Genomic DNA, 12,564 nt, shown 5'->3' with positions numbered 1-12,564 from the left:
GCCAGACGTGAACGGAGCCTTCGGGTGCTCATAGGCCTGCTGACCGCTGTCGCGGCGTCCATCTGCTACGGCACGGGATCCGTCCTGCAAGCCGTGGGATCGCGCCGCGCCGCCCGGATGTCCCCGGCCGCGGCCGGGGTCACCGCGCACGGCGGCCCGAATCTGTCGTCCACCGCGAAAGCCGCGATGACCTGGGAGTTCATCGTCGGCACGATCCTGGACTTCGTGGGCTTCGGGCTGGGCGCCCTGGCGGCCCGGATGCTCCCGCTGTTCCTCTCCCAGACGGTGATCAGCGCCAACCTGGTGATCACGGCTGTGCTCAGCGTGAAGATGCTGGGCATCCGGCTGAGCCGCAAGGAGTGGACCTCGATCGGCGTCGTCTGCACGGCGCTGGTCCTGCTGGCGACGGCGGCGGGCCACGAGGGCGGCCACCACGCGCCGATGTCCACGCACTGGTGGCTGCTGGGAATCACCCTCCTGCTGATGGTGGGCGGCACGGTCGCCGTCCGCCTCTTGGGCGGTCGGGCCGCGATCCTGGCGGGCCTGCTGTCCGGGCTGGGCTTCGGCGCACTCGGCGTCGGCGTCCGCATCCTGAACGGGATCGACCCCTTCGACCTCGGCGCGCTGCTCTCCGACCCGGCGCTCTACGCCATCCTGGCGGCCGGGTTCGGCGGCATGTACCTGCACACGATCGCCCTGCAGATCGGCTCGGTGAACGGCGCGACCGCCGCCCTGGTCGTGGGCGAGACGGTGCTCCCGGGTGCCATCGGCGTCCTGTGGCTCGGCGACGCCTCCCGGCCGGGCCTGGCCTGGCTCGCGGTCCTCGGCTTCGTCCTGGCCGTGACGGGTGCGGTGGCCGTCGCCTGGTACGGCAAGCACGAGGGCGCCGAGGAGCAGGTGGAAGCCCCGGTCCCGGTGCCGGTCCGGTAGTCCCCGGTCCGGTAGTCCCCGACCAAGGCGCACGGCCCCGTCCCCCGGCTGGGGCGGCGCCGGGGCGCGTCCGCCCGTACGCCCTCTCACCCGTGCGGCCGCCCCCTGATGGCGGCCGCGCCGCGGCTGCCGCTTGCTGGACGGGGGAGAGAGCGAGAGGTGCATGGAGTCCACGAGCGAGCGGCTGCGGACGCCCGGGGCCGCCGGCACGGCCGGCATCGCCTTCGCGCTGCTCCTCGGGGCGGCGATCGTACTGATGCGCATCGCCCTGCCCTCGGGCGGGGGCGCGACCGCGGCCGTCGATCCCGGGGACCGCTGGGCGGTGCGGACGGCCCTGGAGATCGTGCCGTTCGCCGGCATCTTCTTCCTGTGGTTCATGGGCGCGCTGCGCGCCCATGCCGGTGAGGCCGAGGACAGGTTCGTGTCGACCGTCTTCCTCGGCAGCGGCTTCGTCTTCGTGGCCACCCTCTTCATCGCCGCCGGCGCGGCGGGCACCGTGCTGGACGAGGGATCGGACACCGTCTTCGGCCGCGAGTACGCCTACACGCTGCTGACCACCTACGCGATGCGCATGGCGGCCGTGTTCGTCTTTGCCACCTCGACCATCGGACGCCGTCTGGGGATCTTCCCGCGCCCGCTGGCCCTGCTGGGCTACGTCACGGGCCTGGTCCTGCTCGTCATCGGGTCCGGCGTCCCCTGGTCCGAGCTGATCCTTCCGGCGTGGGCCCTGGTCGTGGGCCTCTACATCGTGCGCGCCGGCATCCGGTAGCGTGCTCCGGTGCCCTCGCGCATGCTGAGGAGGGGGACGCGACCACTCGGGGAATCGGGCCACGGAAGGGCTGATGACTCATGAGGCTCGTCGTCGACCTCAATCGCTGCCAGGGGTACGCCCAGTGCGCGTTCCTGGCTCCCGACGTGTTCACCATGCACGGTGACGAGTCGCTGCTGTACGACCCGGATGCGCAGGAACAGCACCGCGAGGACGTCGCGCGCGCCGTCGCCGCCTGCCCGGTCGGGGCGATCCTCGTCGAAGCCGCACCGGCCGCCGCCGGGCGCCTGCCGGCACCGGGAGGCGCGAGGTGAGCGGTGACGGAAGCCTGGAGCGCCTCAGGCGCGACGGCCGCATCGTCGTCGTAGGCGCCTCGCTGGCAGGCCTGCGGGCCGCCGAGACGATGCGGGAGAAGGGCTTCGCCGGCTCGCTGACGATGATCGGCGACGAGCCGTACGAACCGTACGACCGGCCCCCGCTCTCCAAGCAGGTCCTACTGGGCAGGGCGACCGCGGAGCACACCGCGCTCCCCCGCCGCCGGGACGTCGACGCCCAATGGCGGCTCGGGGTGCCTGCCACCGGCCTGGACATGGCCGCGCGCCGGGTCAGGCTGGGCGACGGCGACGAGGTGGAGTACGACCGCCTGCTGATCGCGACCGGCGTCCGGGCGCGGCCCTGGCCGAACGAGGAGGAGGGCGCGCTCGACGGGGTCTTCGTCCTGCGCACCCGCGACGACGGGGCCGCCCTCGAGCGGGCCCTGGCGGCCGGCCCCCGCAGGGTCCTGGTCATCGGCGCCGGCTTCACCGGCTCCGAGATCGCCTCCGCCTGCCGGGAACGCGGCCTGCCTGTCACCGTCGCCGAGCGCGGTGCGGCGCCGCTGGTCGGGGCGCTCGGCGGGGTCATCGGCGAGGTCGCCGCGCAGATGCACCGCGAGAACGGCGTCGACCTGCGCACCGGAATCATGGTGACCGGCCTGGAGGGCGACCCCTCCGGGCGGGTCCGCGCCGCCCACCTCTCGGACGGCAGCGCCGTCGAGGCCGACGTGGTGGTCGTCTCGCTCGGTGCCCAGCGCAACACCGAGTGGCTGGCCGGGTCCGGGCTGGGCGCCGGCCCCCGCGGCATCGCCTGCGACGCGGGCTGCCGGGCCTTCGACATCCGGGGGATCGTGACCGACGACATCTATGTGGCGGGTGACGTGGCCCGTTCCCCGCACGCGCTCTTCGGATACCAGTTCCTGTCCCTGGAGCACTGGGGCAACGCCGTCGCCCAGGCCGAGACGGCGGCGCACAACATGCTCAGCGAGAGCGCGGACCGCCTGCCGCACCTGTGGGTGCCGGGATTCTGGTCGTCCCAGTTCGGCGTGAACATCAAGTCCGTCGGGGTGCCGCCGATGGGCACCGAGATCATGATCACCCAGGGGTCCCGCGAGGAGCGCCGCTTCGTCGGCGTCTACGGCTACCAGGACCGCGTGATCGCGGCGGTGACCTTCGACAACTGCCGCTGGCTGCCCTTCTACCAGGAGCAGATCGAGACGGGGGCGCCGTTCCCCGTGCCGTTCGAGACCATGGACCGCAGGTCGGACGGGCACAAGGCGGTGTCCGCGGACTTCCCGGACCCCTCGGTGCCCACGCACGGTCCCACCATCACCCTGAGCGGCTACTCGCCCGCCGACCGGAGGATGACGTTCGTCCCCGCGCACCACTGACCCCGGCGCGGCCCTCCCCCGAGGTCCGCGAGGAGGACCTGTCATGACCCAAGCCATCCTGCGGGAGATCATCGACTACGCGAACCGGGCGGATCCGTATCCGCTGTACCGGGAGCTCCGCAAGACGCCGGTGTCCCACGAAGGGGACGGCCCGTACGTCGTCAGCACCTACTACGAGATCCGCAGCCTCCTGCACGACCCCCGCATCAGCTCCGACTCCCGCAACCTGAGGCAGACGGGGGACGACCCGCTGGGCGGGGGCGCGGAGGAGGAGACGGCGCTGCCCCCGTCCTTCCTCAGGCTCGACCCGCCGGACCACGACCGGCTGCGGCGGATGACGAACCGGCCGTTCGGCCCGCCGCACTCCCCGCACAAGGTCCACGGCATGCGCACGGAGCTCGGCGGGATCGTCACCGGCCTGATCGACCGCATCGCCGCCGCCGACTCCTTCGACCGCGTCGACCTGGTCGACCAGTTCGCCTACCCGTTCCCGGTGTCGGTCATCTGCCGGCTCCTCGGGGTGCCGCCCGAGGACGAACCGCGCTTCCACGTCTGGGCGGAGGCCATCGCCGCCAGTCTGGACCCCGACCCGGACGCCGACCCGTCCGAACGCGGCAGGAGCTCGACCGACGCCCGGATGGAACTCGGCATGTACCTGGCCGGGTTGATCGAGGAGCGGCGCAAGAACCCGGGCGACGACATGCTGTCCCAACTGGCGACCGCGGACGGCCCGGACGGGTCCATGACCACGATGGAGGCGCTCAGCACCTCGGCGCTCCTGCTGATCGCGGGGCACGAGACGACGGTCAACCTCATCACCAACGGGATGCTGACCCTGCTGCGCCACCCGGACGTGCTGGCCCGGCTGCGCGAGGACCCCGGCCTGTCCGTCCCCGTCGTCGAGGAACTGCTGCGCTACGAGCCGCCGGTGCAGCTGATCCCGCACCGCACCACGCTCGCCGACATCGAGGTGGCGGGCGTCGCCATCCCCAAGGGCGCGTCCCTCTGGCTGATCCTGGCCTCCGGGAACCGCGACCCGAAGCGGTACGAGGACCCGGACCGCTTCGACCCGGACCGCGAGGACATCCAGCACCTCGGCCTCGGCAGCGGCATCCACAGCTGCTTCGGGGCCCCGCTGGCCCGGCAGGAGGCGCAACTGGCCCTCGGCGAGCTGGCCCGCCGCCTGGAGAATCCGCGCCTGCTGGAGGACCCGCCGCCGTACCGGCAGAACGCGGTCCTGCGCGGGCCGCGGCACCTGGCGATCGCCTGCGACGGCATCCGCGCGTAGGGAGCGGCCCGCGTCCGCCGCCCGCATCCGCCGCCTCGGCCCGCATCGCCCGCCTCGCCGGGCCCGGGCCGCCGGACCGCGGCCGCCGGACGCCTCTACGGCGCGGGCAGTACGACGACCTCGGACGCGGCGAAGGCCACCTTGACGCGGTCGCCCACGGCGGGGGCCCCGGCCAGGCCGCACTCCGCCTCCAGCACGGGCCCCGCCTCCGGGCGCAGCCGCAGGGCGACGTGGGTGCCGCGGAAGGTGCGCGACTCCACGATCCCCGCGAGCCCGTCCTGCGCCAGGAGCACCCCGGCCGGGCGGATCATGACCTGCCGCTCCCCCTGCGGCGAGCCCGCGGGCACCGCCACCCTGCCCCACGGGGTGGCGGCGGCACCGGCCGAGACCGTCGCCGGGACCACGTTCTCGAAGCCGAGGAAGCGCGCCACGAACTCCGACGCGGGCCGCTGCCAGACCTCCAGGGGCGTCCCCGCCTGCGCGATCCGCCCGTCCCGCATCACCACGACCCGGTCGGCCAGCGCGAAGGCCTCGCCCTGGTCGTGCGTGACGGCGAGCACCGTCGTGCCGAGCCGGGAGAACAGCCCCCGGAGCTCCACCACCAGCCGCTCCCGCAGCCCCCGGTCCAGCTGTCCCAGCGGCTCGTCCAGCATGAGCAGCCGCGGCGAGGGGGCCAGCGCCCGGGCCAGCGCGACCCGCTGCTGCTCACCGCCCGACAGGGAGGCCACCGCCCGGCCCTGCGCCCCCGGGAGCCCGACCAGCTCCAGCAGCTCCGCGACCCGGGGCCCGTACACCCCCCGGGAGGGGCCCCGCATCCGCAGGCCGAAGGCGACGTTCCCGCCGACGTCCCGGTGCGGGAAGAGCTGGTGGTCCTGGAACATCAGGCCCACCCCGCGCCGGTGCACAGGCACGTCCGCCTGGTCCGCGCCGCCGAGCAGCACCCGGCCGGCCGAGACCGGCTGGAGTCCGGCGACGACCCGCAGCAGGGTGGACTTGCCGCTTCCGCTCGGTCCCAGCACGCACACGGTCTCGTGCTCGGCGACCTCCAGGTCGACGCGGTCCACGACCGCGCGCTCACCGAAGCGGACCGACACCCCGTCCAGGTGCAGCAGTGCCATCAGAACTCTCCGGAGGTCTTGTCGGGGCGCAGCCGCTCCAGCGCCAGCAGAGACACCGCGCACACCAGCATCAGAATCGTGCTCAGGGCCATCGCCTGCCCGTAGTTCAGCTCGCCGGCCCGCCCCAGCAGCCGCGCCACGGCCACCGGCAGCGTCGGACGGTCCGGTCTGGCGATGAAGACGGTCGCGCCGAACTCGCCCAGCGACACCGCGAAGGCGAAGCCGGCCGCGATCAGCAGCGCCCGCCGCACCAGCGGCAGGTCCACCTCCCGCCAGGCCCGCAGCGGGGACGCGCCGAGGACGGCGGCGGCCTCGCGCAGCCGCCCGTCCACGGCCCGCAGCACCGGCAGCATGGTCCGGACGACGAACGGCACGCCCACCAGGGCCTGTGCCAGCGGCACCAGAATCCACGAGGTCCGCAGGTCCAGCGGCGGCCGGTCCAGGGTGATCAGGAAGCCGAAGCCCACCGTCACGGCGGACACCCCGAGCGGCAGCATCAGCAGCGCGTCGAAGCCGCGCACGAAGCTGCCGCCGCGCCGGGTCAGCGCCGCCGCCGCGAGCCCCCCGACGAACAGGGCGATGGCGGTGGCGGTCAGCGCGTACCGCAGGGAGTTCCAGATCGCCTCGACCGGCGGCACCAGGAAGGTCCCGCCGCCGGCGCCGGCGTCCTGGAGGGCCCGGTAGAAACCGAGGCCGTACCCGCCGGGGGCGTCGAAGGACCGCTCGACCAGCACCCCGAGCGGCAGGACGATCAGCAGGGCCACCGTCAGCAGCACCCCGCCCAGCAGGGACCGCTGGGCCCACCCGCGCGGCCGGTGCGCCGTGCCCCCGGGGTCGACGAGGCGCAGCGCGGTCTCCCGCCTGCGCACGGTCCGGGCGTGCACGGCGAGGATCAGGCCGACCGCGGCGAACTGCACCATCGTCAGCACGGCGGCGGTGGGCAGGTCCAGCAGCTGCGCGGTCTGCCGGTAGACCTCCACCTCCAGGGTGGAGTACGCGGGACCGCCGAGGATCTGCACGACGCCGAAGGAGGTGAAGGTGAACAGGAAGACCATCAGCGCGGCGGCGGCCACCGCCGGGCCCAGCGCGGGCAGCGTCACCCGGCGCCACGCGGCGAACCGTCCGGCGCCCAGCACCCGGGCGGCCTCCTCCTGGCGGGGATCGAGCTGCGCCCAGAGGCCGCCGACGGTCCGTACGACCACGGCGTAGTTGAAGAAGACGTGGGCCAGCAGGATGGCCCACACGGTGGTGTCGAGCCGGACGCCCCACAGCTCGTCCAGCAGTCCGCCGCGGCCGACCAGCGCGAGGAACGCGGTGCCGACGACGACGGTGGGGAGCACGAACGGCACGGTGACCACGGCCCGCAGCAGTTGCTTGCCGGGGAACGCGAAGCGCGCGAAGACGTACGCGCCGGGGAGCGCGACCAGCAGCGTGAGGACGGTCGAGGCGAGCGCCTGCCAGGTGGTGAACCACAGCACGCCGGCGATGTCCGGCCGGGCGAGCACCTCGGCGGCCCGGCCGAACTGCCAGCCCGCGTCCGTCGTGAGCCCGCGCCCGACGATCGCGCCGACGGGGTAGGCGAAGAACAGCCCGAAGAAGGCGAGGGGCACGGCCATCAGGCCGAGCCGCACGGCCATGGCCCGCCCGCCTCCACGGGGACCGGGACCCGGCGCGGCGCCCCCCGGCGCCGCCCCCGGGCCCACGGGAGTTCCTACTTCACGACGAGCGAGGACCATGCCTTGACCCACTGCTCACGGTTCTTCGCGATGGTCTCCGGAGCCACGGCCTCGGGCTTCTCGACCACCACGCCGTGCTTGGTGAACAGCTCCGGCAGGGCCGCGTCCTTCGTCACCGGGTTCACGAACATCTGGAGCGGCATGTCCTCCTGGAACTTCCTGCTGATCAGGAAGTCCAGGAGCGCCTTGCCGCCCGCCTCGTTCTTCGCGCCCTTCAGCAGGCCCGCGAACTCGACCTGGCGGAAGCACGTACCGGTGGAAACGCCCGTGGGGGCCTCGGCCGGCTGCGGCTCCCCGTACAGCACCTCGACGGGCGGGCTGGAGGCGTAGGAGACGACCAGCGGGCGGTCGCCCTTGGCCTTCCTGCCGCCCGCCGAGCCGGAGAACCGCTCGTTGTAGGCCTGCTCCCAGCCGTCGACGACCTCGACGCCGTTGGCCTTGAGCTTGCTCCAGTAGTCCTTCCAGCCGTCTTCGCCGTACTTGCCGACGGAGGCGAGCAGGAAGCCGAGGCCGGGCGAGGAGGTCGCGGCGTTCTCGGTGACCAGCAGGTCCTTGTACTCCGGCTTGATCAGGTCGTCCAGCGTCTGCGGCGGGGCGATCTTCTTGTCGGCGAAGTACTGCTTGTCGTAGTTGACGCAGATGTCGCCGGAGTCGACCGGTGTGACCCGGTGCTCCGCGTCCAGCCGGTACTCCGGCTTCACCTCGCCCAGGCCCTTGGCCTCGTACGGGGTGAAGATGCCGTTGTCGAGGGCGCGCGAGAGCAGGGTGTTGTCGACGCCGAAGAAGACGTCGCCGCGCGGGGAGCCCTTGGTGAGGATCTCCTGGTTCAGCGCCGCGCCCGCGTCTCCGGACTTCAGCTTCTTGACGGTGTAGCCGCTCTCCTGCTCGAACTCCTTGAGGACCGCGTCGGTCACGTTGAAGGAGTCGTGCGAGACGAGGGTGACGGTCTTGGACGCGGGGGCGTCGCCCGCGCCCGCGGACGAGTCCTCGGCGTCGCCGCCGCAGGCGCTGAGCGCGGTGACGCCCAGCGCGGCCGCGAGCGCGGCGCCCGCGATCTTCCTGGTGGTGCTCACTGGTCAATTCCTCCTGGGATGTCCAGGAGAAGACGCGGCCCTGCCCGGCGCTCCGTACGAGCGGACGCCGGGCAGGGCGCAACAGCTTGAGTGGTGACCGAACTTCCTACCCCGAATGACCGGGGCGAGGTTCAGAGGGTCTGCGGTGGCGGTTACCGCACTCTCAGCGCTGTGGCGCTCCCCTGTCGGAATATGAAATTGGTTCGGCCACAGGGTACCCCGTGGCCGAATGTGATCGATCAGAAACGGTCGTCAGCGCTCCGAGGCAGCGAGCTGGCCGCACGCGCCGTCGATCTCCTGACCGCGGGTGTCCCGTACGGTCACGGGCACGCCGTGCCGGGCGATGGCCTCCACGAAGGCCTTCTCGTCCTCGGGCCGCGAGGCGGTCCACTTCGAGCCCGGCGTCGGGTTCAGCGGGATCAGGTTGACGTGGACGCGCTTGCCCTTGAGCAGCTTGCCCAGCAGGTCGCCGCGCCAGGCCTGGTCGTTGATGTCGCGGATCAGGGCGTACTCGATGGAGATCCGGCGGCCGGACTTCTCGGCGTACTCCCAGGCCGCGCCGAGGACCTCGCGGACGTTCCAGCGGGTGTTCACGGGGACCAGGGTGTCGCGCAGCTCGTCGTCCGGCGCGTGCAGCGAGACGGCCAGGCGGCACTTGAAGCCCTCGTCGGCGAAGCGCAGCATCGCCGGGACCAGGCCCACGGTGGAGACGGTGATGCCGCGCTGCGACAGCCCGAGGCCGTCGGGCTCCGGGTCGGTGAGCCGGCGGATGGCGCCCACGACGCGGTTGTAGTTGGCCAGCGGTTCGCCCATGCCCATGAAGACGATGTTCGACAGGCGGGCGGGCCCGCCCGGGACCTCCCCGTCGCGCAGGGCGCGCATGCCGTCGACGATCTGGTGCACGATCTCGGCGGTGGACAGGTTGCGGTCCAGCCCCGCCTGGCCGGTGGCGCAGAACGGGCAGTTCATGCCGCAGCCGGCCTGGGAGGAGATGCACATGGTGACCCGGTCCGGGTAGCGCATCAGCACGGACTCGACGAGCGTGCCGTCGTGCAGCTTCCACAGGGTCTTGCGGGTCGTGTCGTCGTCGCACGAGATGTGCCGCAGGACGTTCATCAGGTTCGGCAGCAGCTCCTGCTGGAGCTTCTCGCGGGAGGCCGCGGGGATGTCCGTCCACTCCGCCGGGTCGTGCGCGTAGCGGGCGAAGTAGTGCTGCGAGAGCTGCTTGGCCCGGAACGGCTTCTCACCGATCGCGGCGACCGCCTCACGACGCTCGGCCGGGGTCATGTCGGCAAGGTGCCGGGGCGGCTTCTTGACTCCGCGAGGGGCGACGAAGGTGAGCTCTCCCGGGACGGGGCGGGCCATGGCAGGTACTCCTCGTAAGACGAAAGGCGCGCCGCAGAAGCAGCGCGCCCTTCAAGGGTAACCGCCCGGACGGTATCAGCCCGTGCCGACGAAGGCCGCCAGCAGCAGCCAGACCACGGGAGCGGTCGGCAGCAGGGAGTCCAGCCGGTCCATGATGCCGCCGTGGCCCGGCAGCAGGGTGCCCATGTCCTTGATGCCCAGGTCCCGCTTGATCATCGACTCGCCCAGGTCGCCCAGGGTGGCGCTGACCGCGACCGCGAGGCCCAGTACCAGGCCCTGCCACCAGGCACCGCCGTCGATCAGGAACTCCATGCACAGCGCGCCGGCGGCCATGGCGAAGGCCACCGCGCCGAGGAGGCCCTCACGGGTCTTGCCGGGGCTGATGCGGGGCGCGAGCTTGGTCCGGCCGAAGCGCCAGCCGACCGCGTACGCCCCGGTGTCGCTGACCACGGTCAGCAGCAGGAAGGTCATCACGCGCTGCGGTCCGTCGTCGGCGGTGAGCAGCATCGCCACGAAGGTGGCCAGGAAGGGCACGTAGAAGGCGGCGAACACGCCCGCCGTGACGTCCTTGAGGTAGTCCTCGGGCGGTTCGGTCATCCGCCAGACCAGGATCGCCAGCGCGGTCAGCGCCATGGCGACCCACGCGCCCTCGGCCCCCCGGACGTACCCGGCGATGATCATGGCGGCGCCGCCGACCGCGAGCGGGACGAGCGGCGCCTTGATGCCCTTCTTCTCCTGGAGCCGGGAGGTGAGCTCCCACAGGCCCACGACGACCGCGACGACGACGACGCCGACGAAGACCGCCTTGACGATCAGCAGCGAGGCGAAGATCACCGCACCGAGGCCGACGCCGACTCCTATGGCGGCACGCAGATCCCGCCCCGCGCGCTTCTTCGGCGGGGGCGAGGCGGCCTGCGGGGCCTGCGATGGCGGGGGGCTGGGCATGGGCTCCTGCGGCGGCGTCTCGGCGCGGAACGGGGGGCCGCCGACAGCGGCGGCCCCCCGATCGCGTGCTTCCCGGTCGTAGAAGTCACGGCCGGCGGCATCGGGCACGATGGGCATGGGCCGAGTGTGCGGGCCCACCAGCGCATCGTATGCGGGACCCGCCGGAACCGGCTCCGTGGCCCAGGGAGAGTCGTTCATCAGACCTCGAGGAGCTCGGCTTCCTTGTGCTTGAGCAGCTCGTCCACCTGCGCGACGTACTTCGCGGTGGTGTCGTCGAGCTCCTTCTCCGCGCGGCGCACCTCGTCCTCGCCGGCCTCCTTGTCCTTGACGAGCTTGTCAAGGGCGTCCTTCGCCTTGCGGCGGACGGCACGCAGCGAGATCTTCGAGTCCTCGGCCTTGGTGCGGGCGACCTTGATGTACTCCTTGCGGCGGTCCTGCGTCAGCTCGGGGAAGGTCACCCGGATGATGCTGCCGTCGTTGCTCGGATTGACACCGAGGTCGGAGTCGCGGATGGCCTGCTCGATGTTGCGCAGGGCGCTCTTGTCGAACGGCGTCACGATCGCCATGCGCGGCTCGGGCACGGAGAAGGACGCGAGCTGGTTGATGGGCGTGATGGCGCCGTAGTAGTCGGCCACGATCTTGTTGAACATCGCCGGGTGCGCACGACCGGTGCGAATCGCGGCGAAGTCCTCCTTGGCGACGACGACGGCCTTTTCCATCTTCTCCTCGGCCTCGAGGAGGATCTCTTCGGTCACCACGTGCTCCTGCATGTCGGATATGGATGTTCGGGCGGGCGGGGGCGGACGGGCCCGGCCGGGCCCGGCAGCGGACTGCTCAGGTCCGGGTTCCCTGGTCGCTGACGAGCGTGCCGATCTTCTCACCCTTGACGGCGCGCGCGATATTGCCCTCGGCGAGCAGCTCGAAGACGAGGATCGGCAGCTTGTTGTCGCGGCACAGCGTGATGGCGGTGGCGTCGGCGACCTTGAGGTCGCGCGAGAGCACCTCGCTGTACTCGAGCGCGTCGAACTTCACCGCGTCCGGATTCTTCTTCGGGTCCGAGTCGTAGACGCCGTCGACACCGTTCTTGCCCATGAGCAGGGCCTCGGCGTCGATCTCCAGGGCGCGCTGGGCGGCCGTGGTGTCGGTGGAGAAGTACGGCATGCCCATGCCGGCGCCGAAGATCACGACGCGGCCCTTCTCCAGGTGCCGCACGGCACGCAGCGGGATGTACGGCTCCGCGACCTGGCCCATCGTGATGGCGGTCTGCACGCGCGAGTCGATGCCCTCCTTCTCCAGGAAGTCCTGGAGGGCGAGGCAGTTCATGACGGTGCCGAGCATGCCCATGTAGTCGGACCGGGCCCGGTCCATGCCGCGCTGCTGGAGCTCGGCACCGCGGAAGAAGTTGCCACCGCCGATCACGATGGCGATCTCCGCGCCGTCGCGGACCACCGCGGCGATCTCACGCGCGATGGCGTGGACCACGTCGGGGTCGACGCCGAGCCCTCCGCCACCTGAGAAGGCCTCGCCCGACAGCTTCAGCATGAAGCGGCGGCCCTTCTTGTCCTGGTCGCTCTTGTCGTCGGATGCGGTGTGGGGGTCCACGCCCTGATTCATGGAGATCTCCTCGTGCACATA

The 12,564-nt window shown here is 72.2% G+C and carries 12 protein-coding genes and 1 riboswitch; of the genes, 5 read left to right on the top strand and 7 right to left on the bottom strand.

Going from position 1 to position 12,564, the window contains the following annotated elements; genetic code table 11:
* Nucleotides 1-24 precede the first annotated feature (24 nt).
* From ACFWU6_RS06115 to ACFWU6_RS06095, 5 genes are all read left to right on the top strand, one after another.
* Nucleotides 25-930: a hypothetical protein gene (locus ACFWU6_RS06115; protein WP_383978796.1), complete on the top strand. Its 906-nt coding sequence runs from the start codon at nucleotides 25-27 to the stop codon at nucleotides 928-930.
* Between the two features lie 163 nt (nucleotides 931-1,093).
* Nucleotides 1,094-1,699, top strand: a complete 606-nt coding sequence (locus tag ACFWU6_RS06110; RefSeq protein ID WP_383800895.1) for a hypothetical protein — start codon at nucleotides 1,094-1,096, stop codon at nucleotides 1,697-1,699.
* Between the two features lie 80 nt (nucleotides 1,700-1,779).
* Nucleotides 1,780-2,013, top strand: a complete 234-nt coding sequence (locus ACFWU6_RS06105) for a ferredoxin (protein WP_383800892.1) — start codon at nucleotides 1,780-1,782, stop codon at nucleotides 2,011-2,013.
* Entirely contained in the window at nucleotides 2,010-3,404 is a 1,395-nt protein-coding gene (locus ACFWU6_RS06100) for an NAD(P)/FAD-dependent oxidoreductase (protein ID WP_383978793.1), read from the top strand. The genes ACFWU6_RS06105 and ACFWU6_RS06100 overlap by 4 nt, the downstream gene beginning before the upstream one ends.
* Nucleotides 3,405-3,447: 43 nt before the next feature.
* Nucleotides 3,448-4,692 carry a cytochrome P450 gene (locus tag ACFWU6_RS06095; RefSeq protein ID WP_383978790.1) on the top strand — a complete coding sequence of 415 codons (1,245 nt, stop codon included), beginning with the start codon at nucleotides 3,448-3,450 and terminating at the stop codon, nucleotides 4,690-4,692.
* A gap of 95 nt (nucleotides 4,693-4,787) precedes the next feature.
* On the opposite strand, the gene ACFWU6_RS06090 is transcribed toward ACFWU6_RS06095, so the two are convergent.
* From ACFWU6_RS06090 to pyrH, 7 genes are all read right to left on the bottom strand, one after another.
* Entirely contained in the window at nucleotides 4,788-5,810 is a 1,023-nt protein-coding gene (locus ACFWU6_RS06090; RefSeq protein WP_383978787.1) for an ABC transporter ATP-binding protein, read from the bottom strand.
* A complete protein-coding gene (locus tag ACFWU6_RS06085) occupies nucleotides 5,810-7,426 on the bottom strand; it encodes an ABC transporter permease (RefSeq protein ID WP_383800881.1) in 1,617 nt (538 codons plus the stop codon). Before ACFWU6_RS06085 ends, ACFWU6_RS06090 begins: the two co-directional genes overlap by 1 nt.
* Before the next feature lie 95 nt (nucleotides 7,427-7,521).
* Nucleotides 7,522-8,619: a thiamine ABC transporter substrate binding subunit gene (locus tag ACFWU6_RS06080; protein ID WP_383800879.1), complete on the bottom strand. Its 1,098-nt coding sequence runs from the start codon at nucleotides 8,617-8,619 to the stop codon at nucleotides 7,522-7,524.
* Nucleotides 8,620-8,704: 85 nt separating this feature from the next.
* Nucleotides 8,705-8,813, bottom strand: a riboswitch (TPP riboswitch).
* A gap of 58 nt (nucleotides 8,814-8,871) precedes the next feature.
* Nucleotides 8,872-9,984, bottom strand: coding sequence for a 23S rRNA (adenine(2503)-C(2))-methyltransferase RlmN (rlmN, locus tag ACFWU6_RS06075; protein WP_383800876.1), 1,113 nt, complete (start codon nucleotides 9,982-9,984; stop codon nucleotides 8,872-8,874).
* Between the two features lie 75 nt (nucleotides 9,985-10,059).
* Nucleotides 10,060-11,127: a phosphatidate cytidylyltransferase gene (locus ACFWU6_RS06070; protein WP_383800874.1), complete on the bottom strand. Its 1,068-nt coding sequence runs from the start codon at nucleotides 11,125-11,127 to the stop codon at nucleotides 10,060-10,062.
* Entirely contained in the window at nucleotides 11,127-11,684 is a 558-nt protein-coding gene (gene frr / locus ACFWU6_RS06065; RefSeq protein ID WP_383800871.1) for a ribosome recycling factor, read from the bottom strand. Before frr ends, ACFWU6_RS06070 begins: the two co-directional genes overlap by 1 nt.
* Before the next feature lie 79 nt (nucleotides 11,685-11,763).
* Nucleotides 11,764-12,543, bottom strand: a complete 780-nt coding sequence (pyrH, locus tag ACFWU6_RS06060) for a UMP kinase (protein WP_150517609.1) — start codon at nucleotides 12,541-12,543, stop codon at nucleotides 11,764-11,766.
* Nucleotides 12,544-12,564: the final 21 nt, after the last annotated feature.

The sequence above is a fragment of the Streptomyces sp. NPDC058674 genome, assembly GCF_042716505.1.
Taxonomy (GTDB): domain Bacteria; phylum Actinomycetota; class Actinomycetes; order Streptomycetales; family Streptomycetaceae; genus Streptomyces.
Note: the sequence above shows the minus strand (reverse complement) of the source record. Positions and strands in the feature narration are given on the sequence as shown.

Bases quoted from the DNA above. Each gene is read 5' to 3' on its own strand.
- rlmN (WP_383800876.1), bottom strand. From the start codon at position 9,984: ATGGCCCGCCCCGTCCCGGGAGAGCTCACCTTCGTCGCCCCTCGCGGA.
- ACFWU6_RS06070 (WP_383800874.1), bottom strand. From the start codon at position 11,127: ATGAACGACTCTCCCTGGGCCACGGAGCCGGTTCCGGCGGGTCCCGCA.
- pyrH (WP_150517609.1), bottom strand. From the start codon at position 12,543: ATGAATCAGGGCGTGGACCCCCACACCGCATCCGACGACAAGAGCGAC.
- ACFWU6_RS06090 (WP_383978787.1), bottom strand. From the start codon at position 5,810: ATGGCACTGCTGCACCTGGACGGGGTGTCGGTCCGCTTCGGTGAGCGC.
- ACFWU6_RS06095 (WP_383978790.1), top strand. From the start codon at position 3,448: ATGACCCAAGCCATCCTGCGGGAGATCATCGACTACGCGAACCGGGCG.
- ACFWU6_RS06085 (WP_383800881.1), bottom strand. From the start codon at position 7,426: ATGGCCGTGCCCCTCGCCTTCTTCGGGCTGTTCTTCGCCTACCCCGTC.
- ACFWU6_RS06105 (WP_383800892.1), top strand. From the start codon at position 1,780: ATGAGGCTCGTCGTCGACCTCAATCGCTGCCAGGGGTACGCCCAGTGC.
- ACFWU6_RS06110 (WP_383800895.1), top strand. From the start codon at position 1,094: ATGGAGTCCACGAGCGAGCGGCTGCGGACGCCCGGGGCCGCCGGCACG.